Source organism: Cupriavidus basilensis (genome assembly GCF_000832305.1).
In the GTDB taxonomy this organism is placed as follows: Bacteria; Pseudomonadota; Gammaproteobacteria; order Burkholderiales; family Burkholderiaceae; genus Cupriavidus; species Cupriavidus basilensis_F.
In genome coordinates, this window is record NZ_CP010536.1 from 2,821,780 (window position 1) to 2,845,727 (window position 23,948).

Genomic DNA, 23,948 nt, shown 5'->3' on the forward strand with positions numbered 1-23,948 from the left:
TTCACACAGTTGCCGGGGGGCCTTGAGCCACCCGTTGAAATTCGGTCCCGCCGCGCGCTGTGCCGGGAGCGCCAGCCGCAAGCGGGGAGCCAGTCACCTGGCATGGCGGATGAGACGGCAGCGACGCCCCTCAGGCGCCTCTCTTGCCGCCCCTCCAGCCGGACAAAACCCCGGCAAGCCGGGGTTTTGTCGAAGCGCCTGGCGGATGGAGCCGCCTAGCTTAGCGACGGCTCGCCGGTGGCGCTGCCGCCGGCGCCGCTGCGCCGCCCGACGACCGCATATAGCGGAAGAAGTCGGAATTGGGCTCCAGCACCAGCACGTCGCGCTTGTCGCGGAACGTATTGCGGTAAGCCTCCATGCTGCGCCAGAACTGCGCAAACTGGGGATCCCGGCCAAACGATTCGGCATAGATCTGCGATGCGCGGGCATCGCCCTCGCCCTTGATCTTCTGCGCATCGCGGTAAGCCTCCGCCAGCACGACTTCACGCTGACGATCGGCATCGGCGCGAATCTTCTCGCCCTCGGCCGCGCCGGTGGAGCGCAGCTCGTTGGCCACGCGCTTGCGCTCGGCTTCCATGCGGCGATACACCGATTCGCTGATTGCGGGCAGCAGGTCGACACGCTTGAGGCGCACGTCGATGATCTCGACGCCAACGGACTGCGCGTAGTCAGCCATCGCGGAGCGGATATTCTGCATCACCTTCTCGCGCTCGCCAGCCACAAGCTCCGCCACCGTGCGTTTGCCGAATTCCTCGCGGGCAACGGAGTCGATACGCTGGGTCATGCGGTCCTGCGCGCCGCGGATGTTGCCATTGAAGGCCACGTAGAACTTGCGCGGATCAGTGATGCGCCATTTGACGAACCAGTCCACCACCATGCTCTTCTTCTCGGCCGTGAGAAAGCGCTCCGAAGCGGCCACGTCGATCGTCAGCAGGCGTCGATCCATGAAAATCACGTTCTGCAGCGGCGGCGGCAACTTGAAGTGCAGGCCCGGCTCGTTCACTACCTGCTTGATCTGGCCAAAGGCGAACACCACGGCGTACTGACGCTGGTCCACCACGAACACCATCGAGGAGCCGATCGCCAGCACGACGAAGAGGCCGATTACTACGGAAATCAGTCGGTTCATGTCGGGTCTCCTCAGCGCGAATCGCGGTCACGGTTGCGCAATAGCTCGCGCGACCGGTTATCGCCGCTGGCATCGGGCGCGGGAGACGTGCCGCTGCCCGCGGCGGGGGCCTGCGCGGTGCCGGAAGCCGGCGCGCGCGCATCCACCGCCGATTGCGACATCAGCTTGTCCAGCGGCAGGTAGAGGAGATTGTTGCCCTGGCGTGAATCCACCAGCACCTTGGTCGAATTGGTATAGATCTGCTGCATGGTCTCGATATAGATGCGATCACGCGTCACCTGCGGAGCCTTGGCATACTCGGCCTGGACCTGGCGGAAACGCGAGGCATCGCCTTCAGCCTGGGCGGTCACTCGCGCCTTGTAGGCTTCGGCTTCTTCGTTCAGGCGCGCGGCGGTACCCTTGGCGCGTGGAATCACGTCATTGGCGTAGGCCTGGCCTTCGCTGATGGCGCGTTCGCGGTCCTGGCTGGCCTTGTTGACATCGTCAAAGGCTGCCTGGACCTGCTCGGGCGGCTGCACGCTCTGCACGTTGACGGAAATCACGCGGATGCCGGTCTTGTACGCGGTCAGGATCGACTGGATCGACTTGGCCAGGTTCTGGGCAATCTGTTCACGGTTCTCATAGAGCACCGCGTCCATCTTGTTGCGCCCGACGATCTCGCGCACCGAGGTCTCGGCAGCCTGGGTCACCAGTTCTTCGTCGCCACCACGGTCGGTCTTGTTGTAGAACAGGAATTCGCTCGCGTCCTGGATGTCGTACTGCACCGTGAAGCGGACGTCGATGATGTTCTCGTCCTGCGTCAGCATCGACGCGTCCTTCAGGTTGCTGTCCTTGATCGAGGTGGAACGGCCCACTTCAACCGAGCGCACGCCCGACAGGTTGACGATTTCGGCGGACTGGATCGGGTACGGCAGGCGCCAGTTGATACCCGGGCCCTTCGTGTACTTGAACTTGCCGAACTGGAGGATAACGGCGGTCTGGCCTTCCTGCACCATGAAGAAACCGCTGGCCAGCCAGATGCCGACCGCGGCGATCACCACCACGCCCGCGCCGATCCCCGAGCCTTTGCCCGGCGTGCGCGCGCCGCCGCCAAAGCCCTGGTTGCCGCCACCGCCATTTTCCTTGCGGCCAAGCAGGCCGTTCAGGCGACGGTTGAAATCGCGCCAGAGCTCGTCGAGGTCGGGCGGACCTTCCTGAGGCGGACGTTGGTTTTGCTGGCGATTGTTGTCGCGGCTATCCTTGTCCTTGTCTTTGTCTTCGTCATCCGGGCCGCCCCTGCCCCAACGGGGATCGTTCAAAGACAGGATCGCGCGCAAACGCTGCCAGGCCGTTCGCGACGGTGCATGGCCGCCGTTGCGGCCACCTGCACGGCTGCCAAAGGCATGGCTCGATTCAGAATTCCGGGGAAACAGGGGCATGAAGTGCACGGGTCCGGGATAGTTGGAACAAGGGGATTCTAACAGTCATCGACGCCACTTTTACCCATTTGGGGCAATCTGGCTGCGATTTCCGTCGAACTGACTCACTGCGTGTCGGGTTCTTCCGGATCCGCCCGGGTGTCATCGCCGTCAAGATCGTTGTCGAGATCGTCATCCGGGTAAGGCTGCGCGTCTGCAAGGCGCGGATCCAGCGGGGGGCGCTCCGGCGGGCGCTCGGCCAGCCAGCGCGCCACTTCCACCAGCGCCTCGCGCAAGGCATCCAGGCCAATGCCGTCGCGCGCACTGACAAACACGCGGGTCGGCACACCCTCCTCGTTGCGCTCCACGCGGGGGCCCTGCTCGAGCAGTTCCGGCGAGGCGTCGATCTTGTTCATCACCACGATCTGCGGGATGTCGTCGGCATTGATTTCGGCCAGCACACGGTTGACCTGCTCGATCTGCTCATGGCGTACCGGGCTGGAAGCATCGACCACATGTAGCAGCAGGTCCGCGTGCACGGTCTCCTCCAGCGTGGCGCGGAACGCGGCCACCAGCTGGGTCGGCAGGTCGCGGATGAAGCCCACGGTATCCGACAGCACCACGTTGCCCACGCCTTCCAGATACAGCCGGCGCGAAGTGGTATCCAGCGTGGCAAACAACTGGTCGGCAGCGTAGGCCCGAGCCTTGGTGAGGGCGTTGAACAGCGTCGACTTGCCAGCATTGGTATAGCCGACCAGCGAGATGCTCAAGGTGTCGTTGCGCGCGCGCGCGCGCCGCTGGGTGCTGTGCTGACGCTGCAGTCGCGTCAGGTCAGCTTTCAGCCGCTTGGCGCGCTCGTCCAGCAGGCGGCGATCGAGCTCGAGCTGGCGCTCGCCCGGGCCTCCACGCATGCCAATGCCCCCCTTCTGCCGCTCCAGGTGGCTCCAGGCGCGGACCAGCCGCGAGGCCTGGTACTGGACCTGGGCGAGTTCGACCTGCACCTTGCCGACGTGGCTCTGCGCCCGCTGGCCGAAGATGTCCAGGATCAGCCCGGTACGGTCGATGACATGGCGCTGCAGAAAGCGCTCGAGATTGCGTTGCTGGGCGGGGCTGAGCGAGTGGTTGAATACCACCACGTCGGCATCGAGTGCATCGGCGGCCTCCTTCAGTTCCTCCGCCTTGCCGGAACCGATGAACAACGCCGGGTCGGGACGGGACCTGCGTCCGGTCAGCGTGTGCACCGGCGTGGAACCCGCGGTCGACGTCAGCAACGCCAGCTCGCTCAGGCTTTCCTGGAAATCATGCTTGCCGAAATCGACACCAACGAGGATGGCGCGGGAAGACTCGGAATTGGAAGTGGCTCTAGATTGCAAACGGGAGGATCGCGAAACGCGAGAAAGGAAAACGGGTTGGGGGCTACCGGGAGGCAGCGGCTGGCGCCGTTAGGCAGGAGCCCTGGCCTGGGGAGACCTTGAGGCGGGGGCGCTGTCCGTGGCGGAATGCACCAGGGTGAAGCATGTCCGTGCCCGTGGCCACTTTGCAGCCAGGATGGGCTGGCGTCTTTTGGTGTCGCGCCGGAGCATCTGGCCCCTGCGCGACACCGGCACTGGCGGCCGTGTCGTGGTACGACAGGCCCGCCGGAAAACTGCGGTGCTATCCGCGAATGATCAGCCTTCAGCCGTTTCGTCCACGCGGAAATTCACGGCGCGGGCCGGCACGACGGTGGAAATCGCATGCTTGTAGACCATCTGCGTCACGGTGTTGCGCAACAGGACGACGTACTGGTCGAACGACTCGATATTGCCTTGCAGCTTGATGCCATTCACGAGGTAGATGGAAACCGGTACGTGCTCTTTGCGCAGCGCGTTCAGGAACGGGTCTTGTAGCAATTGCCCTTTGTTGCTCATGGCACACTCCAAATTTATAGATTTAGTGATAGATGATGGGGACGGTAATCCCCGATTCAAGTCAAACGGCGCAAACCGCGCCAAAAAAAAGATCAAAACGGTACCAAGCTAGCATCGCCTCGCAGGGAACCCCCTGCTACCGTGAATTTAGCCTCAGTTCCAAACGAACGCAAACGAAACTTGCCCGCCCGGACTCCCGTCGACTGACTCAATCCTTCGAGTCGGCATATGGGTTTTTGTTCGTTCTAAATTCGATGCGAAGCGGTGTGCCCTTCAGTTTGAAAGCCGAGCGGAAACGGTTTTCGAGATAGCGCCGATAGGTGTCGGCGATGCCGGAAAGCGAATTGCCGTGCACGATGATAATGGGCGGATTGGACCCGCCCTGGTGAGCGTAGCGCAGCTTGGGCCGGGTTGCGCCGACACGCCGCGGCTGCTGAAACTCGACCGCCTCCTGCAGGATCCGCGTGAGCTGCGGCGTGGGCAGCTTGACCATCGCCGCGGCATACGCGTCATCCACCGAGCGCAGCAGCGCGCTGATGCCCGTGCGCTGCTGCGCGGACACAAAGTGGAAGTTGGCGAAGTCCAGGAACTGCAGCTTGCGCTCCAGATCATGCTTGATGCGGTCGCGGCTGTGGCCGTCGAGGCCGTCCCACTTATTGACGCCAACCACCAGCGCCCGCCCGGACTCCACGATGAAACCGGCGATGTGTGCATCCTGCTCCGACACGTCCTGCTGCGCGTCGAGCAGCAGCACCACGACGTTCGCATCTGCGATCGATTGCAGCGTCTTGACCACCGAGAACTTCTCGATGGCCTCGAACACCTTGCCGCGCTTGCGCAGGCCAGCTGTGTCGATCAGCGTATAGGGCTTGCCGCCACGCTCGAACTCCACATAGATGGCATCCCGCGTGGTGCCAGGCATGTCGAACGCGATCACGCGTTCTTCGCCGATCAGGGTGTTGACCAGCGTGGACTTGCCCACGTTCGGCCGGCCCACGATAGCGATCTTGACGCCGCGCTGGGCGCCCTCGTCTTCCTCGGCGAGTTCCGGGCGCTCTTTCACCGCCAGTTCCAGCGCCTCGTCGACCAGTTCGCGCACGCCGTCGCCGTGGGTCGACGAAATGGCATAGGGGTCGCCCATGCCAAGCTCGTAGAACTCCGACACCACGGTCGTGTACTTCATGCCCTCGGCCTTGTTCACGGCCAGCATGACGCGGCGCCCGGTCTTGCGCAGGTAATCGGCGATCACGCGGTCCTGGGGCGCCAGCCCGAGGCGGCCGTCGACGAGGAAGATCACCACGTCGGCCTCGACCACCGCCTGGCGGGTCTGCTTGGCCATTTCGGCAACGATGCCTTCCTTGGCCACCGGCTCGAAGCCGCCGGTGTCGATGGCGATGAACGGACGTTCACCGATGCGGCCTTCGCCATAGTGGCGATCGCGCGTGAGCCCAGGCAGATCGGCGACAAGCGCGTCGCGCGAACGGGTCATGCGGTTGAATAGCGTCGACTTGCCCACATTGGGACGGCCGACCAGAGCGATAACTGGTTTCATGCAATAAACGGAAATGGGGGCCGGCAGATGCCGCCCCCAGGAACTCCGGAGTGATATGGGACCGACGGCCAGGCGTCACGCGCCTGGCCACTTTTCCTGTCGGGTGGCCAGGTTTGCATTGCAACCCGACCTCGTTCACGTGCACGGCCAGAAGGGCCGCGCTACCGGATTGGCGCCGCCCGTGCCGACAGGTGCACGGACAGTCGCCATGAATGTCGACCGCCTCAGTCCGGCACGAAGCCATAGAGATTGCCGTCGCGTGTCTGCACCACCAGCGACGGGCCCGCCACCACCGGCGCAGCGGTAATCTCGCTGCCGTCGGTCTTCAGGCGTGCCACGAACTGGCCGTCCTCGCGCGACAGGAAGTGTACATAGCCTTCGTAATCGCCCGCCACCACCGAACGCCCCACCGCCAGCGGCGTACCGAGACGGCGGTATAGCAGTTGATCGTTCTTCCAGCGTTCCGTGCCGTTCTGGCGGTCAAATGCATGGACCACGGAGCGCTCGTCGCCGGCGTACAGCGAAGTGTCATCCTGCGCGGGGCCGGTCGGCGAAGAGAAATCCTTGCCCCACTGCGGCTGGCCATTGGCCAGCTCAAGACAGGCGATCCGGCCCTGGAACGTGGTCGCGCAGACCTGGCGGCCATTGACCATGGGCTGGCCGGTCACGTCGTTGAGCCGTTCAATTTCCGACACGCCCTTCGGATAGGAAACCGTGCTCTCCCAGCGCAGCACGCCGTTGCCCGGAGCCAGCACACCCAGCTTGCCGCCGGGGAAGCCCATCACGATGCCGTCGCCGGCAAACACCATGCCCATCGAGGCGCGCAGGTTGAGCGGGGTCTGCGAGCGCTGGTAGATCCAGCGCCGCTCGCCGGTCTGCGCATCCAGGCCAAGCACCCGGGTATCGGTTGTGCGCACGACCACCAGGCCGTTGCCGACCAGCGGCGCGGAGAGAACCTCCCCATTGACCTGCTTCTTCCAGATCTGCTTGCCGCTGGCGTCGAAGGCAAAGACCGCGCCCTTCTCGCCCGCCACCGCCGTGACGGTGCCGTCGCTGCCGGGGCCGGAGGTCAGGTCGATATCGGTCTTGGCCTCCCACAAGGTGCGTCCCGTGACGCCATCGAGCGCCAGCACCTTGCCGCCATTGGAAGATGCATAGACGGTGCCGCCGGAGACGGAGGGTTGCAGCGAGTACGGGCCGCTCTTGCCGACGCTGGCCTTCCATGCCTGGCGCACCGACAACGTCTGGGTGATCGGCTTGAGTTCGACCGGCGTGCGCTTGTCAGCCTTGCTGAACAGCGAGCAGCCGCCCAGGCTGGCGACGCTGGCCGCACAAGCGGCGGCCACCACCAGGCCGCGGACAAAATTGCCGTGTTGCTGGTTCTGGGCCGTGCCGGAAAACAATGACTTCATGAGGTTCCGATCCTGATTTAAGTTGAGGCGCAAGGGTGCGGGCAAGCGGGGCATGCGTGGCATGCGAATCCCGCGGGCCTGTCGGCGAGCCGGGCTAAAACCGCCTTCAGGCGGTGCCCAGCGCGTCAAGCTTGAACTGAATGATCTGGCGCATGGCAGCATCGTTGGCGCTCAGCTTGTCGAGCGCCTTCTGGTAGGCCGAGCGGGCTTCCGGGCGCTTGTCCTGGGCAGCCAGCAGATCGCCCCGGCGGTCCGCATAAAGCGCAACGAACGGTGCCGGCGGCTCGTCCTTGAGCAGTGCCAGGCCCTGGTCGTAGGCCTTCTCGTCAAGCAACACGCCAGCCAGGCGCACGCGCGCCAGGTGAGCATACTCGCCATCGCCGTGGTCGATCGCCCATTGCAACTGGGCCTTCGTACCAGCCAGGTCGCCTGCATCGTACAGCACCTTGGCCGATACCAGCGCGGTCATGGGGCCATAGGCGGTCTTGCCGAACTTTTCCTCGAGGTCGCCGGCGGCGCGCTTGATCCGCTCGACATCGCGGCCCTCGGCAGCCTTGACCACCTGCTCATACAGCAGCGCCGCTTCTCCGGCCTGCTTGCGTTGCCAGTAGTTCCAGCCACTCCAGGCAGCGAAGGCCAGCAAGCCGGCGATCAAGGCCCAGGTCACGGTATTGCCGTACTGGCGCCACCAGGCCTTGAGGCTCTCAAGCTGTTCCTGTTCTTCTAGATCGTAAGCCATGTCGAGGGATCCACCCGCGTTTGTTTGTATGAAGGACCGCGCTCTTGCGATCCGTGGTTCCGATGCTGCCTGCTGACCCGCAGGCTTACTCGCTGGCGCCAACCATGGCGTCGATGATGTGGTCGACCAGCTTTTCAGCCGCAACCGTCACCTGCGCGCCGCCGCCTTCGGCCTGAGCGCCCTGGCGCAGGTCCTTGACCTGTGCCGTACCCGCCACCACCTCATCCTCGCCAATGATAACGGCATAGGCCGCACCGCTACCGTCGGCGCGCTTCATCTGCGACTTGAAGCTGCCGCTCTTGCCGTCGGGCGTGGCATGCAGCAGCACGTCGAGGCCGGCATCACGCAGGCGCTCGGCGATGATCATGGCCTGCTGTCCAGCCGCTTCGCCCTGGTGGACAAGGTACACGTCGGCGCCTTCCGCCTGCGGCACGAGCTTTTCCTCGCGCAGCAGTTCGATGATGCGCTCGATGCCCATCGCCCAGCCACAAGCCGGTGCCGCCTTGCCGCCCATCTGCGCGATCAGCGGATCGTAGCGCCCGCCGCCGGCGATGGTACCCTGCGCGCCGAGTTTGTCGGTGATCCACTCGAACACCGTCAGGTTGTAGTAGTCCAGCCCGCGCACCAGGCGCGGATTGATCTTGAACGGGATGTTGTTGGCCTTGAGCAGGCGCTGCACGCCGTCGAAGTGGGCAAGCGACTCCTCGCCCAGGAAATCGATCAGCTTGGGCGCGTTGCTCGCCATTTCCTGCAGCGCGGGATTCTTGGTATCCAGTACGCGCAGCGGGTTGGTGTACAGGCGGCGCTTGCTGTCTTCGTCAAGAATGTCCTGGAAGCCTTCCAGGTACTTGATCAGTTCTTCGCGGTGCGCGGCGCGCTCTTCAGCCTGGCCCAGCGAATTGAGCTCGAGGCGCACACCGACCAGGCCCAGGTCATCCCACAGGCGCTGGCACATCATGATGATCTCGGCGTCCACATCCGGGCCGGCAAAGCCGAGGGCCTCTGCGCCGAGCTGGTGAAACTGGCGATAGCGCCCGCGCTGGGGACGCTCGTGGCGGAACATCGGGCCGGTGTACCACAGGCGCTTTGGGCCGTCGTACAGCAGGTTGTGCTCGATGGTGGCCCGCACCGCAGCTGCCGTGCCCTCGGGGCGCAGCGTCAGTTGCTCGCCGTTGAGCGCATCGGTGAAGGAATACATTTCCTTCTCGACGATGTCGGTCACCTCGCCGATGCCGCGCACGAACAGCTGCGTGTGCTCAACGATGGGGGTGCGGACCTGCTGGTAGCCGTAGGCACGCAGCATCGCACGCGAGGCGTTCTCGAAATGCTCCCACAGCGGCGCGTCGGCGGGCAGCATGTCGTTCATGCCCTTAACGCCCTGCAGTGCTTTCACTGCCTTGCTCTTGCTCTCTGCCTTGCTGTCAGCAGCCTTGGCGCCATCGCTGGCGGCCGCCGGATTCACGGGTTGGTTCATTGTGTCTTGTCTTTCCCTGTAGCGCCTGGCCGCAACGGCTCAGGCTGCCACCTCATTGCCGGCGCTCCCGGCCTTGTTGCCGTAGTGGGTGCGCACATAATCGTCCACGATCGCCTGGAATTCCTCGGCGATGCGATCGCCGCGCAGCGTTTTAACCTTCACGCCGTCGACAAACACCGGCGCCGCCGGCGATTCGCCCGAGCCGGGCAGCGAGATGCCGATATTGGCATGCTTGCTTTCGCCCGGCCCGTTCACGATGCAGCCCATCACGGCCACATCCATTTCTTCCACGCCAGGGTAGGCGGTCTTCCAGGTCGGCATCTGCTCGCGCAGGTAGCTCTGGATGCTGGACGCCAGTTCCTGGAAAGTGGTGCTGGTGGTACGGCCACAGCCCGGGCAGGCAATCACCATCGGGGTGAAGTTGCGCAGGCCCATGGTCTGCAGGATCTCCTGCCCCACGTAGACTTCCTTCTCGCGCGCAGCGCCGGGTTCCGGTGTCAGCGAAATGCGGATGGTGTCGCCGATGCCTTCCTGCAGCAGCACCGACAGCGCGGCGGTGGAGGCCACGATACCCTTGCTGCCCATGCCCGCCTCGGTCAGCCCGAGGTGCAATGCGTAGTCGCAGCGCTTGGTCAGCTCGCGATACACAGCGATCAGCTCCTGCACTTGCGAGACCTTGCACGACAGGATGATCTGGTCACCCGAAAGCCCGATTTCCTCGGCCTTCTTCGCCGACTCGATCGCGGAGGTGATCAACGCTTCGACCATCACGTTCTGCGCCGGCCACGGCTCGGCGCGCAAGGCGTTCTCGTCCATGATGCGCGCCAGCAGCGACTGGTCCAGGCTACCCCAGTTCACGCCGATGCGCACCGGCTTGTCGTAGCGGCAGGCCATTTCGATCATCTGCGCGAATTGCGTGTCGCGCTTGGCGCCCTGCCCCACGTTGCCGGGGTTGATGCGGTACTTCGACAACGCCTGGGCGCAGTCGGGATAATCGCGCAGCAGCGTGTGGCCGTTGTAGTGGAAGTCGCCCACCAGCGGCACGTTCACGCCCATGCGGTCCAGTTGCTCGCGCAGGGCGGGCACCGCAGCCGCGGCTTCCGGCGTGTTGACCGTGATGCGCACGATTTCGGAACCGGCACGCGCCAGCTCCTTGACCTGGATCGCGGTGCCGATGGCGTCCACCGTGTCGGTGTTCGTCATCGATTGCACGCGCACAGGAGCGTCGCCACCGATCGTGACCACGTTGTCGCCCCACACCACGCGCGCCTGGCGCGTTTTGCGGCGGGGCAGCGGGCCGGGCAGCACCGGCATACAAGCCTGTTGATTCATAGCATTACCACCTTGCGATGCGGCGTTGCGCATGGCTGGAGAGACGATGTTCAGGGCAGCGTCAGGCGCGCCACGTTATTGCGGTTGGCCGCCTGCAGGTCGACCGGCGTGCCGTTGCGCGTCAGCGACTCGACGCCCTTGACGTTGCCGATCACGATTTTGTACGGTGGCGTACCGCCGCCGCTGAGATCCTGGCCCGCGCGCGCAGTACCGCCGAGCACGACCTTGCCGCTACGGTCGCGGATCTCGTACCAGGTATCCGATGCGAAACGGATGCGCAGCTCGGCCGCGCCATCCGCCACCGCGGGGGCAGGCACTGCCGCTGAAGCCGCTACCGCGGCCACGGCGGCCGGAGCCGGCGCTGCCGAAGGTGCGGGTGCTGCCGAAGATGCGGGCGCTGCCGAAGGCGCCACCGCCACCGCCACCGGGCCGCTAGCGGGCAGCGACTCGGACGGCGCGGGGGCATCGGAAGCGGCCATCACAGGCGGCAGTGCGGCCGTGACGGTACCGGGCTCGCTGCCTTGCACCGTGGCTTCCGCCGCCGGGGGTGCCGTGAGGGTTTCCTTGCGCGCCTCGATCCATTGCTTGAAGTGGTCCAGCCCGAACAGCACCCCGCCACCGATCACGGCGACCACCAGGGCCAGCCAGATCCACCGGCCGCCCGAGCCACTGGAGCCAAAGCGATTGCGGTCGTCGAAGCTCTCGTTCAGGCCACCTTCGCGACGCATGCCGATTTCCACCACCGGCACAGCCTGCGCGTGGAAACGCGCCAGCAAGGCGTCGATGTCGATCTGGAGCATGCGCGCGTAGGCGCGCATCACGCCCTTGACGAAGGTCACGTCGGGCAGCGCCGCGACGTCGCCCTGCTCGATGGCGGCCAGCTTGTGCGAGGCGACCTTCAGCCGCGCGCTGACATCCTCCAGCGAGAAACGCTGATCATTGCGCGCTTGCGCCAGGCGCTCGCCAATCTCGCGCGCCACCACCTCGCGCCCGGCATCCGCAAGGGCACCCCCCGCATGACCCGTCGCTGCAGTCTGGCCTTCGGCGCGCTCGTGCTCACTCATCCCATACTCCTTGTTCGTATGCGGTCAACTCACGCGAATCGGGGAAACGGCTGCGCAACTGTGCCACCAGGGCATTCTGCGCCGCGACATCTCCCTGACGGCGGGCAATGCGCGCACCCAGCCAGAGGGATTGCGCGCTGACGAAATTGCTGCTGTTGATGCGGCCGACATACTGCTGGGCACGCTGGTAGTCCCCGCGCTGGTAATACAGCAGCGCCAGATTGTTGTTGGCTACCGGGTTGTTGCGATCGTAGCGCAAGGCGCCGAACAAGCTCTTCTCGGCTGCCTCGCCGTTGCCATTGCGCAGCTGGCAGGCGCCAAGGCTGGTCAGTGCCTTGCCGGGCCCGCTTGCCGAGGGCGCATTGACCGCGCGCTCCAGGTAAGGCACGGCCTCGGCGTAGCGCCCGTTCACGCACAGGAACCAGCCATAGTTGTTCAGCACGTCGCCATCATCGGTGCGCATGGCAAGCGCGCTACGGAAGCTCTCTTCCGCCAGCACGCGCTCGTTCATGTTCATGTAGATCAACGCGCGGATATGGTACGCGTCGACCAGCGTGGGGTCGATGGCAATGGCCTGCTTGGCCTCGTCCAGCGCGACGGTGTACTGTCCGGCTTCAAGGTAGCTGGTAGCCAACTGGAGACGGATGGTGGCACGCCGGCTCAGCTCGGTCTGGTCGGATGCGGTCTGCAACTCGGGCTTGACCGGCGGCGGCAACTGGCACGCGGACAGCAGCGCCAGCCCCATCAGGACCGCAACTATCAGACGGGTCATGCAGGCCGGGCCTCTTGCGGCTGGCCGGCCGCGGGCGCCGCCACGATCGGCGTGATCTTGCCGAACTTGCCGCGCTGGGCCAGGCGGGTACGGTCCTTGACCTCGCCCGCGAGCTGGCCGCAGGCCGCATCGATATCGTCGCCGCGCGTCTTGCGGATGGTGGTGACGATGCCGGCATCCATCAGGACCTGGGCGAAGCGGCGGATCTGCTCGTTGTTCGAGCGCTTGAGGCCCGACTCTGGGAACGGGTTGAACGGGATCAGGTTGAACTTGCAGGGCACGTCGGCCACAAGCTTCAGCAGTTCCCGGGCATGCTCGACACCGTCATTGACGCCATCCAGCATGCAGTATTCGAAGGTGATGAAATCGCGCGGGGCGAATTCCAGGTAGCGGCGGCAAGCCGCCATCAGCTCGGCGAGCGGGTACTTCTTGTTGAGCGGCACCAGCATGTCGCGCAACGGATCGTTGGACGCGTGCAGCGATACCGCCAGCGCCACGGGCAAATCCTTGGCCAGCCGGTCCATCATCGGCACCACGCCGGAGGTGGACAGCGTCACGCGCCGGCGCGACAGCCCGTAGGCATGGTCGTCCAGCATCAGGCGCATGGCCGGCACAACCTGGTCATAGTTGAGCAGCGGCTCGCCCATGCCCATCATCACCACGTTGGAGATGACGCGGTCGTCCTTGGCACCACGGCCCAGTTGGGCACGCATGGCAAACTCGGCCATCCACAGCTGGCCGATGATCTCGCCAGTGGACAGGTTGCGCGAGAAGCCTTGCTTGCCGGTCGAGCAGAACCGGCAATTGACGGCGCACCCCGCCTGCGAAGACACGCACAGCGTGCCGCGCGTCTCCTCAGGGATGTACACCGTCTCCACCGCATCGCCGGCGCCAACGTCCAGCAACCACTTGCGCGTGCCGTCGGCCGACAGGTTGTCGGTGATGACGGCAGGCGAGCGGATCTCGGCGCGCGTGGCGAGCTTTTCGCGCAGCGACTTGGCGAGATCCGACATGGCATCGAAACGGCTGGCGCCGAACTGGTGAATCCAGCGCTGCAACTGCCGCGCACGAAACGGCTTCTCGCCGAGCTCTCCGCAATAGGCGGTAAGCGCGTCCGCATCCAGATCGAGCAGGTTGACGAGAGTGTTCATGACGACAGTATCAACTTCTATGGCAGTCTAGTCTGGTGGAATAGACCAGACAATCAGCGGCTGTAAACGTTCATGCCGGGGAAGAAGAAAGCAATTTCGACGGCAGCGGTTTCCGCTGCGTCCGAGCCGTGAACGGCGTTGGCGTCGATGCTGTCAGCGAAGTCAGCGCGGATCGTGCCGGCTTCTGCCTTCTTCGGGTCGGTTGCGCCCATCAGGTCGCGATGCTTGGCGATGGCGTTTTCGCCTTCCAGTGCCTGGATGATGACCGGGCCGGAAACCATGAAGTCCACCAGGTCCTTGAAGAACGGGCGCGCAGCGTGCACTGCGTAGAATTGCTCGGCTTCACCGCGCGACAGGTGAACCATCTTGGCTGCCACGATCTTCAGGCCTGCGGCCTCGAAACGAGCGTAAATCTGGCCGATGACATTCTTTGCCACGGCATCCGGCTTGATAATCGACAGGGTGCGTTCGATCGCCATAAAAACTCCAAAAAATGAAGGGGTTACAATTCAAGTAAACGTGCAATTCTAGCACGAGACGGTTATGGTTTCGAGAAGGCCCCTGGCTGCAGGTTCCCGGGAGTCAGCCAAGGCACGACACGCACAAAGAAGCAACCCAAAGATCACTTAAAGTGACGCACCACATACAGGGAACGCAGGAGGCCGGTTGCGATCCAATCATCGCTGGCAGCGCGGATTTTGCAAAAATGTGGCTGATGCGTTTCCCCAACCCTTGCAATTCCGTTACTGCGATGCCACATTGGCGTTGTGCCCGCCTGGGTTACCCCGGCGCCTCACCGTTTTGAGACAGGAGTCACCATGGATAACAAGCTGAACACATACAGTTTCGGCAGCGGCACCGCGACGAGCGACGTCGTGGTGCGCAATCGGGTCATGCGCAACACCTACTGGTTGCTTGCCATTTCGATGATTCCCACCGTCATCGGTGCGTGGATCGGCGTCACCACGGGCTTCAGCCTGATGAAAGGCAGCCCCGGCCTGTCGATGATCCTGTTCCTGGGCATCGCGTTCGGCTTCTTCTACGCCATCGAGAAAACCAAGAACAGCAGCATGGGCGTGGTCCTGCTGCTGGCCTTCACCTTCTTCATGGGGCTGATGCTGTCCCGCCTGATCGGGTCGGTGCTGCAGTTTTCCAATGGCCCGGCACTGATCATGTATGCCTTTGGCGGCACAGCGGCGGTGTTCGGCGCCATGGCCACCATCGCTACCGTCAGCAAGCGCGATTTCTCCGGGCTGAGCAAATTCCTGTTCGTCGGCGTGATCCTGCTGATCCTGGCCAGCGTCGCCAACATCTGGCTGCAACTGCCGTCGCTGATGATCACGGTTTCGGTGATCGCCATCGGCATCTTCTCCGCTTACATCCTCTTTGACGTGCAGCGCGTGCTGAACGGCGGCGAGACCAACTACATCACGGCAACGCTGGCGATCTACCTGGACGTGTACAACGTCTTCGCCAACCTGCTGGCGCTGCTGGGCATTTTCGGCGGCAACCGCGACTAAGGCGGGCGGCGCGGCCGCCCTGCCCCGGACTAAAAAGGCCAGCGCATCCGCGCTGGCCTTTTTTTTTGCCGTGGCCGCCTTCCTCAGCCACTCAACCGCGGTCGAACACCGCGATCGATTCCACGTGCGAGGTGTGCGGGAACATGTTGACCACGCCAGCACCGGAAAGCCGGTAGCCGGCCTCGTGCACCAGCACGCCGGCGTCGCGCGCCAGCGTGGCCGGATTGCACGAGACGTAGACGATGCGTTTGGGCAGCACGTCGCTGCCAGCCTGGGCCAGTTCACCGAGCGCCTTGCTGACGGCCAGCGCACCTTCGCGCGGCGGGTCAATCAGCCAGCGGTCGAAACGGCCCAGCGCGGCGATGTCTTGCGCCCCCACCTCGAAGAGGTTCCTGCAGGCGAATTCGGTTTTGTGGTCCAACCCGTTGATGGCCGCATTGGCCAGTGCCCGGGTGGTCAGGACCTCGCTGCCTTCGATGCCCATCACCGAGCGGCCGCGCGTGGCCAGCGGCAGCGTGAAATTGCCAATGCCGCAGAACAGGTCGAGCAGCCGGTCATCCGGCTGGACGTCCAGCAGGCGCAGCGCCCGGCCGATCAGCGCGCGGTTGATCTGGTGGTTGACCTGGGTAAAGTCGGTCGGCTTGAACGGCATCCGGATACTGAATTCCGGCAGCGTGTAGGCCAGTTCGCGGTCCAGCGGGTAGAACGGCACCACGGTGTCCGGGCCCTTGGGCTGAAGCCAGAACTGCACGCCGTGCTGGTCCGCAAAGGCGCGCAGCAAGGCCTCGTCGTGCTCGGTCAGCGGCATCAGGATGCGCAGCACCAGCACCGTCACATCCTGCCCCACCGCCAGCTCGACCTGCGGCAGGCGGTCGCGGATCGACAAACCCGTGATCAATTCCCGCAGCGGCACCAGCAGGTCCGATACGTGCGGCGGCAGGACTTTGCAGCTCGTCATATCGGCCACATAGCTGCTTTTGCGCTCATGGAAGCCGACCAGCGCCACACCCTTCTTTGCCACGTAGCGCACTGTCAGGCGCGCCCGATACCGGTAGCCCCAGTCAGGGCCGGCGATCGGGCGGAACACCACATCCGGGTGCAGCTTCGACAAGTGCCAGAGATCGTCTTCCAGCACGCGTTGCTTGATGGCCACCTGCGCGCGTGCGTCCAGGTGTTGCATCGAACAACCGCCGCAAACGCCAAAATACTCGCAACCCGGCTTCACACGCATCGGCGAGGCCTTCTTGATCATGCCCAGGTTGGCCTGCTCGAAGCTGGCCTTGCGCTTGAAGCTGCTGTAACTGACGGTCTCGCCCGGCAGTGCGCCCTCGACAAAAATCACCTTGCCCGGGCTGCCGTCCTCATTGACCAGCCGGCCAACGCCGCGCGCCTCCATATCGAGGCTGTGGATCTGCACGATGGGCAACTGCACGGGCACAGGCTTGACCGGTGCGGGTACGCCCGGAGAGGCGAAAGCGCCACCTTCCGGCGCAGAATGGGCTTGCGAAAGAGTCACGGCTTGAGACACCTGGGGAACCTGACGTATTGTTTTGTAAAAGCGCGATTGTAGTCCAGACGCACAGCCGGGCGGCCCTGTGGCAAGTCCGGCGGCATGAAGACCAGGACAAGCGCGCGAGATAGGCGCAACATGGGTGCAGCACGCGCGTGGCACTCCCGGCACAGAACACCGGCACCGCGCGCCGCGGCAACCGAGCAGGGGGCGACATGGAACTGATTTCCTGGAACATCCAGTGGGGTCGTGGCGCCGACGGGCGCGTCGACCTGGCCCGCACCGTCAGGACGCTGCACGCGATCGCCGACGCCGATGTCATCTGCCTGCAGGAGGTAACGCGCGGCTACTCCGAGCTCGCAGGCGAGCCTGGGTCCGACCAGGTGGCCGAGCTGACGGCGCTGTTGCCCGGCTACCGGATCCTCTACGCGCCAGCGGTGGACCGTTTCACCATGGACGGCGCGCCACGCCAGTTCGGCAATCTCATGGCCACCCGCCTGCCCTTGCTCGAAGTGTTTCGCCACGCCCTGCCCTGGCCCGCCGATCCGACCGTCCCGTCGATGCCGCGCGTGGCGCTGGAAGCGACGGTAATGGCGGGAGAGCGTCGCCTGCGTGTGATCTGCACCCACCTGGAGTATTACTCGACGCATCAGCGCGCTGCCCAGACCGACGCGCTGCGCGCCTGGCACCGCGAGGCATGCGAGCACGCCAGCCAACCCGGCCTGCGCGAGAGCGGCCCCGGCCCCTTCACGCCCGAAGCGCGGCCCGCTTCCGCCGTGCTGTGTGGCGATTTCAACGGCGCGCCGGACGATATTGCTTACCTGCGCATGTTGGCGCCATACGACGGTTGCCACGAAACCGGCATCATCGGCTGGCACGACGCCTGGACGCATACCCACCCCGGCAAGCCCCACGCGCCAACTTGCGCCTTGTATGACAGGGAGCAATGGCCGCAGGCGCCGTTTGCCTGTGACTTCGCATTCCTGACGGAGGACCTGCTGCCGCGCGTGCTGTGCTGCGAGGTGGATGGCGAAACTCGGGCATCCGACCACCAGCCGATCTACCTGTCGCTGGCGGACGAATAAGGGCCTGTAACGCAGGGGCGCTTAGATTTCCGGTTCTTCGTCGTCATCGCCGCCGGCATACACCGGCTTGACGCGGAAAGCCTGGAGGTACGGGATCCACTGGGAGCCCGGCAACTCGGCGAGCGACTCCTGCACGAATTCGATTTCGGTATCGAACTGCTTCGGCGTCAGGCCGCCGCGCATCAACTGAAAGCGGCAGTACACCAGGTAAGTATTGACGACGTCGGTCTCGCAGTAATCGCGGATCGCGGGCAGCTGGCCATCCTGGTAGGCCCGCCAGACCTTGCTGCCGTCCATGCCCATCTTGCCGGGAAAGCCGCACAGCTTGGCGAGATCGTCCAGCGGTGCACTGGCACGCGGCTGGTACATCGCCAGCAGGTCCATCAGGTCCAGGTGCCGCATGTGGTAACGACTGATGTAGTTGTTCCACTTGAATTCGCGGCTGTCGGACTCGCTGCCCTCGCCCATTTCCCAGTAGCGCGGCGCCACGATGCCATGCACCAGCCCGCGGTAATGCAGCACGGGCAGGTCGAAGCCGCCACCGTTCCACGACACCATCTGGGGCGAATAGCGCGCCACCAGGTCATAGAACTTCTGGATCAGCACCGCCTCGCCATCTTCCAGCGTGCCAAGCGAGCCCACGTGAAAAACCGGAGTGCCGTCGCGCTGGTTGCGGCGCAGCACGCAGGAAATGGCCGCGATGCGCTGCAGGTAGTGTGGCAGGAAATCGGTGCCGTTTTTCTCGCGGCGGGCCGCGAAAGCATGTTCGGCGACCTCGGCATCGGTCATGGAATCGGGATGGTCGTGCAGACGACGCAAACCATCGACATCGGGAATCGTCTCGATGTCGAATACCAGCACAGGTGTCATAGAACAGCGTCCTTGCGCACGCCTTGCGAAGCAAAATGGCGTTTGAGCTTGACCAGCGCCTCTTGCTGGATCTGGCGCACACGCTCGCGCGTCAGCCCCATTTCCTCGGCAAGTTCTTCCAGCGTGGCCGGCTCGATGTGATTAAGCCCGAAGCGGCGCTCGACAACATAGCGGTGCTTTTCGGACAAACGCGCCAACCATTGTTTCATCAGGTTTTCCAGCTCGCGATGAGCGACTTCCTGGTCGGGCGCGGCGTTGTGCTCGTCCGAGAGGAAATCAAGCAGGCTGGATCCGGGATCGAGATCGAATGGCGTGTCGAGCGAGGTGGTGTGCTCGTTGAGCGCGAGCACGTCTTGTATTTCGTCAGGGGTCTTGCCCAGCAGGTGGGCAATGTCTTCCAGGCTGGCATCGCGGCCGTCGGTGCCGCCCTTCTCCAGATGACGCTTGGCGCGCAGCACCTGGTTGAGTTCGCGGATGACGTGGACCGGCAGGCGCACGGTGCGCGCCTGGTTCATGATGGCGCGCTCGATGCTCTGGCGGATCCACCATGTGGCGTAGGTCGAGAAACGGAATCCGCGGGAGGGGTCGAATTTCTCGATGGCGTGCATCAGGCCGAGATTGCCTTCCTCGATCAGGTCCAGCAGCGGCACGCCGCGATTGAGATAGCCCTTGGCGATGCTGACCACCAGCCGCAGGTTGCGCTCGATCATGACCTGCCGCGCCGAGAAATCGCCGCCCTTGGCCAGGGTGGAAAAATGCAGTTCCTCCGGCGCGGACAGCAGCGGCTTGATGCTGATGCGATTCAGGTAGTGCTGGACGGTGTCGGCTGCCAGTTCGGTGTGCAGCACGGTGCGGAAGTCGTCGTGATCGGGCGCGGCGGGCTCGGCTGCGGCCTCGCCCTCTTCTTCGTCCTCGGACTCTTCTTCGTCCTCGTCGCGGGCCTGGCGCTCGACTTCCTCGACCATCAGGTCGGCCTCGCGCAGGCCGACCGCCGTACCCGTGGTGATGGGCTCATCGGTAAGCGGCACCAGATCGGCGGCCGGGTCCTGGCCGTAGGCCTCGGAATCTGCATCGGCATCGGCTTGCGCCACGCCAGTGGACTGCGGCAACTCCGGCTGCTTGGGATGCCGAGCGCGGCTGGTGCTTCCGGTGGAGACAGTTTTCTGGCGTGGCATGAACCCTCACTGTGGCGGCAGATACCGCATCGGATCGACTGGTTTCCCGTTCTTGCGTACCTCGAAATGCAGCTTCACACGATCGGTGTCACTGTTACCCATCTCTGCAATCTTTTGTCCCTTGCGGACCGTTGCCTGCTCCGTCACCAGCACCTTGTCGTTGTGGCCGTACGCAGTGAGATATGTATCGTTGTGTTTGATGATGACAAGATTCCCGTAGCCGCGCAAGGGGCCAACGTGAATCACGCGGCCATCGTCGGCTGCTTGCACCGGATCGCCCTTTTTGCCGGCAATATCGATGCCCTTGTTGCCTTTTTCGTCGAAACGCCCGATCAACTGGCCGGTGACCGGCCAAGCCAGCTTGACCGAGCCGTCGGCGGCCGGCGCGGAGGCCGCCGCCACGGGCGTGGAAGCCCCGCCAGCCGTGGCTGTCGGCGGAACCGGCGTGGGCACAGGACGCGCCTGGTCGATCGGCTGACCCTGCACGCCGCCCGGCGTCACCGGCATGGTGGCTACGCCGGTGCCCGCGTTGACGTCGGCACCAGGAGGCGCCACACGCAACAATTGACCCACTTCGATCTGGTTGGCGTTGGCCAGCGAATTCCAGGCCGCGACATCGCGATAGGACTGGCCGTTCTCGAGCGCGATTCGATAAAGCGTATCGCCTCGCTTGACGCGATAGTACCCAGGCGGCGCGGGCTCCAGCGGGACGACACCGGCGACGCCGGCTCCGGAGGTGCGATCCACCACGGGCGCCGGCATGGGCGAGGAGGCGCAGGCGGCCAGCAAGGCCAGCAGCAAGGAGGCGGTAGCGAACTGCCCGGCGCGGGCGAAACGTTCCGTGTTCACGATATTGTGCATAGTTCGACTCAGATAGTGCCCGATTTTAATGGCACAAAGAAAACGGCTTCAAGCGCGGTCCGGTGAAATCGATGCCGGTTACGCCGCTCGATCAACAATAATTGCTGCGTGACGGTCTGCCCTGGCCCGCCGGCGGAGGGAGGCACCGCCACTGGCGCGATCAGCCGCCCGCCGATGGCAAGCTGCTCCAGCAATGCCTGAGGCACCTCCATGCCGGCTGCCGCCAGGATAATCGACGAAAACGGCGCAGCCTGGGGTAAACCCAGCATGCCATCGCCATAATGCAGGCGCAGGTTTGGCACCCGCAGCGGCCGCAAGTTCGCCTTGGCTTGTTCGTGCAGCGGACGAATCCGCTCGATGGAGAACACTTCCCGCGCCACCAGGCTCAGCACGGCCGCCTGATAGCCGCAGCCGGTGCCGATTTCCAGCACACGCTCCAGCGGCTCATCCGCGCCGAGCCCATCGCGCAGCAGCTCGATCATGCGAGCCACCACCGACGGTTTGGAGATGGTCTGCTGGTGGCCGATCGGCAACGCCGCATCTTCATACGCCTGCGACGACAGGCCGGGCTCGACAAACAGGTGGCGCGGGATGGTGGCAATCGCGTCGAGCACGCGGTCGTCGCGGATGCCGGCCGCGCGCAGCCGCGCCGCCAGCGCGCCACGCGCGCGTTCCGAGGCCATGCCGCCACCGCCCGCCGTGGCGGCACTGGCGCGCGCCTGCACGGCGCTCGCTGCCGGGGTGGGCGCAGCAGGCGCCTTGGCCGCGCGCGATTTGGCGGCCATCGCCGCGCCGCGCGCGCCGCCCACGGCAGGCATGCCAGCGGTACGCGCCGGCGCGGGCTTGCGCTCGACCACCGCGTCCAGCGACAGGGGAAATTTTGGGCGACGCGGGACGGAACTCATGACGGCCGGCTACTACGCGGGCAAGAGCTTATGCCAGCCACTGGTTGATCTGCTCGAGCTGCCCGCGATGAGTCAGGTCCAGCTGCAAAGGGGTCAGCGACACGAAGCCTTCGCCCGTGGCATGGAAATCCGTGCCCTCGCTCGCATCGCGCGCGTCGCCGGCGGGGCCGATCCAATAGTTGGTATCGCCGCGCGGGTTGACCTGCGTGATCACCGGCTGGGACGGATGGCGCTTGCCGAGCCGGGTGGCACGGTAGCCTTTGAGGTGTTCAAACGGCAGGCTGGGAATATTGACGTTGAGCAGGAACGGCTCGGCCGAGGGCCTGGCGATATAGCGCTCGACGATGTCGCGTGCCACGCGCGCGGCGGCGTCAAGATGGGTCCAGCCCTTGTCCACCTGCGAAAAGGCGATTGAGGGAATGCCGAGCAGGAAGCCCTCGATGGCGGCGGCGACGGTACCGGAATACAGTACGTCCTCGCCCATGTTCTGGCCCTGGTTGATGCCGGACACCACCAGGTCGGGTTTCTCGTCCAGCAGGCCGGTCAGCGCGATATGCACGCAATCGGTCGGCGTGCCGTTGACGAAGCGGAACCCTTTCTGCACGCCCTCCCGGGCTTCATAGATGGACAGTGGCCGCTGCAAGGTCAGCGAGTTGGAAGCACCGCTGTGATTTTGCTCGGGTGCAATCACCGTGATGCGCGCCAGCGGCGCCAGCGCGGCATGTAGCGCGGCTAGCCCCGGCGCCAGGTAACCGTCATCGTTTGCGAGGAGGATATGCATGGCCGGGATTGTACCTGACAAGGCTGCCGCAAGCGGCCTGTCCGCAGTGCAAATCCTGCCGCAAAACCAGTACCCGCCGGCGCCTCGCCAGCTTGTAACAGAACGATCGTGCTATTTTTGCGCTACACTTGCCCGGGCCTGCCTGGCGCAACTGGCATGGACCACGCGTGCACCGCGCATGCACCCTTTTGCGCCGTCTTCTGCCGGGCATCGAACATATCACCGGAGACATGATGAAAGCCGTACTTTGCAAAGCCTGGGGCCCGCCTGATTCGCTGGTGCTCGAAACCCTGCCTGACCTGGTGCCCGGCGCGGGCGAAGTCGTCATCGACGTGAAGGCGGCTGGCGTGAATTTCCCCGACGTCCTCATCATCCAGAACAAATACCAGGCCAAGCCGCAACTGCCCTTCTCACCCGGCTCGGAACTGGCCGGCGTGGTCAACGCGGTGGGCGAGGGCGTGACGCACGTCAAACCCGGCGACAATGTCATCGCCTACCTGGGCAACGGCGCGTTCGCCTCGCAGGCCAAGGCCCCCGCTGCCGCCGTGGTGCCGATGCCGCCGGGCATCGACTTCGAGACCGCCGCGGCCTTCACCCTCACCTACGGCACCTCGCACCACGCGGTGATCGACCGCGGTGAGCTCAAGGCGGGCCAGACCATGCTGGTACTCGGCGCTGCTGGCGGCGTGGGCCTGGCGGCCATCGAAATCGGCAAGGCCATCGGCGCGCGCGTGATCGCTGCCGCCTCCACCGACGAAAAGCTCGCGGTCTGCAAGGACCATGGCGCCGATGCGCTGATCAACTACAGCACCGAAGACCTGCGCGAACGCGTGAAGGCGCTGACCGATGGCCGCGGCCCCGACGTGATCTATGACCCGGTCGGCGGCATCTACGCTGAGCCGGCTTTCCGCTCGATCGGCTGGCGCGGCCGCTACCTGGTGGTGGGCTTCGCCAATGGCGAAATCCCCAAGCTCCCGCTGAACCTGGCGCTGCTCAAGGGGGCCTCGCTGGTGGGCGTGTTCTGGGGTGACTTCGCGCGGCGCGAGCCCAAGGCCAACCAAGCCAACATGGCGCAGATGCTGGGCTGGATGAAGGAGGGCAAGATCCGCCCGCATATCTCCGCGCGCTACCCGCTGGAGCAGGCGCCGCAAGCCCTGAAGGACATGGAAGCCCGCAAGGTCACCGGCAAGATCGTCATCGTGCCCTGACGTTGCGCGCCTCTGGCGCCGTGCAGGGGCAGAAAAAGCGCCTGGGGCCGTAGCACCAGGCGCTTTTTTTTTGCTCAGAGGCGTTTCACGCAACCACCACCGCG

At 64.7% G+C, this 23,948-nt stretch carries 22 protein-coding genes; 3 read left to right on the top strand and 19 right to left on the bottom strand.

The features are described 5' to 3' along the window. Nucleotides 1-220: 220 nt before the first annotated feature. The 13 genes from hflC to ndk all read right to left on the bottom strand — a co-directional run bounded on the left by hflC (nt 221) and on the right by ndk (nt 14,408). Entirely contained in the window at nt 221-1,129 is a 909-nt protein-coding gene (hflC, locus tag RR42_RS13100) for a protease modulator HflC (protein WP_043347440.1), read from the bottom strand. Nucleotides 1,130-1,140: 11 nt separating this feature from the next. Beyond that, on the bottom strand, nt 1,141-2,547 hold the full coding sequence (hflK, locus tag RR42_RS13105) for an FtsH protease activity modulator HflK (RefSeq protein ID WP_043347443.1): 1,407 nt from the start codon (nt 2,545-2,547) through the stop codon (nt 1,141-1,143). A 104-nt stretch (nt 2,548-2,651) separates the two neighbouring features. Continuing rightward, nucleotides 2,652-3,899 carry a GTPase HflX gene (gene hflX, locus RR42_RS13110; RefSeq protein ID WP_043347447.1) on the bottom strand — a complete coding sequence of 416 codons (1,248 nt, stop codon included), beginning with the start codon at nt 3,897-3,899 and terminating at the stop codon, nt 2,652-2,654. A gap of 294 nt (nt 3,900-4,193) precedes the next feature. Next, nucleotides 4,194-4,433: an RNA chaperone Hfq gene (gene hfq / locus RR42_RS13115; protein WP_006157757.1), complete on the bottom strand. Its 240-nt coding sequence runs from the start codon at nt 4,431-4,433 to the stop codon at nt 4,194-4,196. Nucleotides 4,434-4,641: 208 nt separating this feature from the next. Further along, entirely contained in the window at nt 4,642-5,985 is a 1,344-nt protein-coding gene (der, locus tag RR42_RS13120) for a ribosome biogenesis GTPase Der (RefSeq protein WP_043347450.1), read from the bottom strand. Nucleotides 5,986-6,209: 224 nt separating this feature from the next. Continuing rightward, nucleotides 6,210-7,397: an outer membrane protein assembly factor BamB gene (bamB, locus tag RR42_RS13125; RefSeq protein WP_052494621.1), complete on the bottom strand. Its 1,188-nt coding sequence runs from the start codon at nt 7,395-7,397 to the stop codon at nt 6,210-6,212. Nucleotides 7,398-7,503: 106 nt separating this feature from the next. Then, a complete protein-coding gene (locus RR42_RS13130; RefSeq protein WP_043347453.1) occupies nt 7,504-8,136 on the bottom strand; it encodes a YfgM family protein in 633 nt (210 codons plus the stop codon). Nucleotides 8,137-8,221: 85 nt separating this feature from the next. Continuing rightward, on the bottom strand, nt 8,222-9,502 hold the full coding sequence (hisS, locus tag RR42_RS13135; protein WP_236702048.1) for a histidine--tRNA ligase: 1,281 nt from the start codon (nt 9,500-9,502) through the stop codon (nt 8,222-8,224). Between the two features lie 147 nt (nt 9,503-9,649). Continuing rightward, a complete protein-coding gene (gene ispG, locus RR42_RS13140; RefSeq protein ID WP_043347462.1) occupies nt 9,650-10,942 on the bottom strand; it encodes a flavodoxin-dependent (E)-4-hydroxy-3-methylbut-2-enyl-diphosphate synthase in 1,293 nt (430 codons plus the stop codon). A gap of 50 nt (nt 10,943-10,992) precedes the next feature. Further along, nucleotides 10,993-12,006, bottom strand: a complete 1,014-nt coding sequence (locus RR42_RS13145) for a RodZ domain-containing protein (RefSeq protein ID WP_043347465.1) — start codon at nt 12,004-12,006, stop codon at nt 10,993-10,995. Then, on the bottom strand, nt 11,999-12,778 hold the full coding sequence (gene pilW, locus RR42_RS13150) for a type IV pilus biogenesis/stability protein PilW (RefSeq protein ID WP_043347467.1): 780 nt from the start codon (nt 12,776-12,778) through the stop codon (nt 11,999-12,001). Before pilW ends, RR42_RS13145 begins: the two co-directional genes overlap by 8 nt. Beyond that, nucleotides 12,775-13,929 (bottom strand): 23S rRNA (adenine(2503)-C(2))-methyltransferase RlmN, encoded by a 1,155-nt coding sequence (gene rlmN, locus RR42_RS13155; protein WP_006157748.1) that lies wholly within the window; start codon nt 13,927-13,929, stop codon nt 12,775-12,777. The genes pilW and rlmN overlap by 4 nt, the downstream gene beginning before the upstream one ends. Nucleotides 13,930-13,982: 53 nt before the next feature. Further along, on the bottom strand, nt 13,983-14,408 hold the full coding sequence (gene ndk / locus RR42_RS13160) for a nucleoside-diphosphate kinase (protein ID WP_006157747.1): 426 nt from the start codon (nt 14,406-14,408) through the stop codon (nt 13,983-13,985). 339 nt (nt 14,409-14,747) lie between these two features. Here ndk and RR42_RS13165 point away from each other — a divergent pair, with 339 nt between their 5' ends. Next, nucleotides 14,748-15,449, top strand: coding sequence for a Bax inhibitor-1/YccA family protein (locus RR42_RS13165; RefSeq protein ID WP_006157746.1), 702 nt, complete (start codon nt 14,748-14,750; stop codon nt 15,447-15,449). A gap of 91 nt (nt 15,450-15,540) precedes the next feature. Here the strand turns inward: RR42_RS13165 and rlmD are convergent, their stop codons facing one another. Next, nucleotides 15,541-16,869 (bottom strand): 23S rRNA (uracil(1939)-C(5))-methyltransferase RlmD, encoded by a 1,329-nt coding sequence (gene rlmD, locus RR42_RS13170; RefSeq protein WP_043352054.1) that lies wholly within the window; start codon nt 16,867-16,869, stop codon nt 15,541-15,543. Nucleotides 16,870-17,174: 305 nt separating this feature from the next. Here rlmD and RR42_RS13175 point away from each other — a divergent pair, with 305 nt between their 5' ends. Next, nucleotides 17,175-18,044 carry an endonuclease/exonuclease/phosphatase family protein gene (locus tag RR42_RS13175; RefSeq protein WP_043347470.1) on the top strand — a complete coding sequence of 290 codons (870 nt, stop codon included), beginning with the start codon at nt 17,175-17,177 and terminating at the stop codon, nt 18,042-18,044. 21 nt (nt 18,045-18,065) lie between these two features. On the opposite strand, the gene RR42_RS13180 is transcribed toward RR42_RS13175, so the two are convergent. The 5 genes from RR42_RS13180 to surE are packed head-to-tail and all read right to left on the bottom strand — an operon-like array spanning nt 18,066 to nt 22,636. Then, the gene (locus RR42_RS13180; RefSeq protein WP_043347472.1) at nt 18,066-18,914 is read right to left on the bottom strand and encodes a 3'-5' exonuclease; all 849 of its coding nucleotides are present in this window, start codon (nt 18,912-18,914) and stop codon (nt 18,066-18,068) included. Beyond that, nucleotides 18,911-20,089 (bottom strand): RNA polymerase sigma factor RpoS, encoded by a 1,179-nt coding sequence (gene rpoS, locus RR42_RS13185; RefSeq protein ID WP_043347474.1) that lies wholly within the window; start codon nt 20,087-20,089, stop codon nt 18,911-18,913. Before rpoS ends, RR42_RS13180 begins: the two co-directional genes overlap by 4 nt. A 6-nt stretch (nt 20,090-20,095) precedes the next feature. Continuing rightward, nucleotides 20,096-20,950 carry a peptidoglycan DD-metalloendopeptidase family protein gene (locus RR42_RS13190; protein WP_043347476.1) on the bottom strand — a complete coding sequence of 285 codons (855 nt, stop codon included), beginning with the start codon at nt 20,948-20,950 and terminating at the stop codon, nt 20,096-20,098. Nucleotides 20,951-20,958: 8 nt separating this feature from the next. After that, nucleotides 20,959-21,855, bottom strand: coding sequence for a protein-L-isoaspartate(D-aspartate) O-methyltransferase (locus tag RR42_RS13195; RefSeq protein ID WP_043347478.1), 897 nt, complete (start codon nt 21,853-21,855; stop codon nt 20,959-20,961). Between the two features lie 28 nt (nt 21,856-21,883). After that, on the bottom strand, nt 21,884-22,636 hold the full coding sequence (gene surE, locus RR42_RS13200) for a 5'/3'-nucleotidase SurE (protein WP_043347480.1): 753 nt from the start codon (nt 22,634-22,636) through the stop codon (nt 21,884-21,886). A gap of 233 nt (nt 22,637-22,869) precedes the next feature. Here surE and RR42_RS13205 point away from each other — a divergent pair, with 233 nt between their 5' ends. Next, nucleotides 22,870-23,844 (top strand): NADPH:quinone oxidoreductase family protein, encoded by a 975-nt coding sequence (locus tag RR42_RS13205; RefSeq protein ID WP_043347483.1) that lies wholly within the window; start codon nt 22,870-22,872, stop codon nt 23,842-23,844. The last annotated feature ends 104 nt before the right edge of the window (nt 23,845-23,948 follow it).

Excerpts from the sequence above, each read along its gene's own strand:
- hflC (WP_043347440.1), bottom strand. The coding sequence starts at position 1,129 with ATGAACCGACTGATTTCCGTAGTAATCGGCCTCTTCGTCGTGCTGGCG.
- hflK (WP_043347443.1), bottom strand. The coding sequence starts at position 2,547 with ATGCCCCTGTTTCCCCGGAATTCTGAATCGAGCCATGCCTTTGGCAGC.
- hfq (WP_006157757.1), bottom strand. The coding sequence starts at position 4,433 with ATGAGCAACAAAGGGCAATTGCTACAAGACCCGTTCCTGAACGCGCTG.
- der (WP_043347450.1), bottom strand. The coding sequence starts at position 5,985 with ATGAAACCAGTTATCGCTCTGGTCGGCCGTCCCAATGTGGGCAAGTCG.
- bamB (WP_052494621.1), bottom strand. The coding sequence starts at position 7,397 with ATGAAGTCATTGTTTTCCGGCACGGCCCAGAACCAGCAACACGGCAAT.
- RR42_RS13130 (WP_043347453.1), bottom strand. The coding sequence starts at position 8,136 with ATGGCTTACGATCTAGAAGAACAGGAACAGCTTGAGAGCCTCAAGGCC.
- hisS (WP_236702048.1), bottom strand. The coding sequence starts at position 9,502 with ATGAACGACATGCTGCCCGCCGACGCGCCGCTGTGGGAGCATTTCGAG.
- ispG (WP_043347462.1), bottom strand. The coding sequence starts at position 10,942 with ATGAATCAACAGGCTTGTATGCCGGTGCTGCCCGGCCCGCTGCCCCGC.
- RR42_RS13145 (WP_043347465.1), bottom strand. The coding sequence starts at position 12,006 with ATGAGTGAGCACGAGCGCGCCGAAGGCCAGACTGCAGCGACGGGTCAT.
- pilW (WP_043347467.1), bottom strand. The coding sequence starts at position 12,778 with ATGACCCGTCTGATAGTTGCGGTCCTGATGGGGCTGGCGCTGCTGTCC.
- rlmN (WP_006157748.1), bottom strand. The coding sequence starts at position 13,929 with ATGAACACTCTCGTCAACCTGCTCGATCTGGATGCGGACGCGCTTACC.
- ndk (WP_006157747.1), bottom strand. The coding sequence starts at position 14,408 with ATGGCGATCGAACGCACCCTGTCGATTATCAAGCCGGATGCCGTGGCA.
- RR42_RS13165 (WP_006157746.1), top strand. The coding sequence starts at position 14,748 with ATGGATAACAAGCTGAACACATACAGTTTCGGCAGCGGCACCGCGACG.
- RR42_RS13175 (WP_043347470.1), top strand. The coding sequence starts at position 17,175 with ATGGAACTGATTTCCTGGAACATCCAGTGGGGTCGTGGCGCCGACGGG.
- RR42_RS13180 (WP_043347472.1), bottom strand. The coding sequence starts at position 18,914 with ATGACACCTGTGCTGGTATTCGACATCGAGACGATTCCCGATGTCGAT.
- rpoS (WP_043347474.1), bottom strand. The coding sequence starts at position 20,089 with ATGCCACGCCAGAAAACTGTCTCCACCGGAAGCACCAGCCGCGCTCGG.
- RR42_RS13190 (WP_043347476.1), bottom strand. The coding sequence starts at position 20,950 with ATGCACAATATCGTGAACACGGAACGTTTCGCCCGCGCCGGGCAGTTC.
- RR42_RS13195 (WP_043347478.1), bottom strand. The coding sequence starts at position 21,855 with ATGAGTTCCGTCCCGCGTCGCCCAAAATTTCCCCTGTCGCTGGACGCG.
- surE (WP_043347480.1), bottom strand. The coding sequence starts at position 22,636 with ATGCATATCCTCCTCGCAAACGATGACGGTTACCTGGCGCCGGGGCTA.
- RR42_RS13205 (WP_043347483.1), top strand. The coding sequence starts at position 22,870 with ATGAAAGCCGTACTTTGCAAAGCCTGGGGCCCGCCTGATTCGCTGGTG.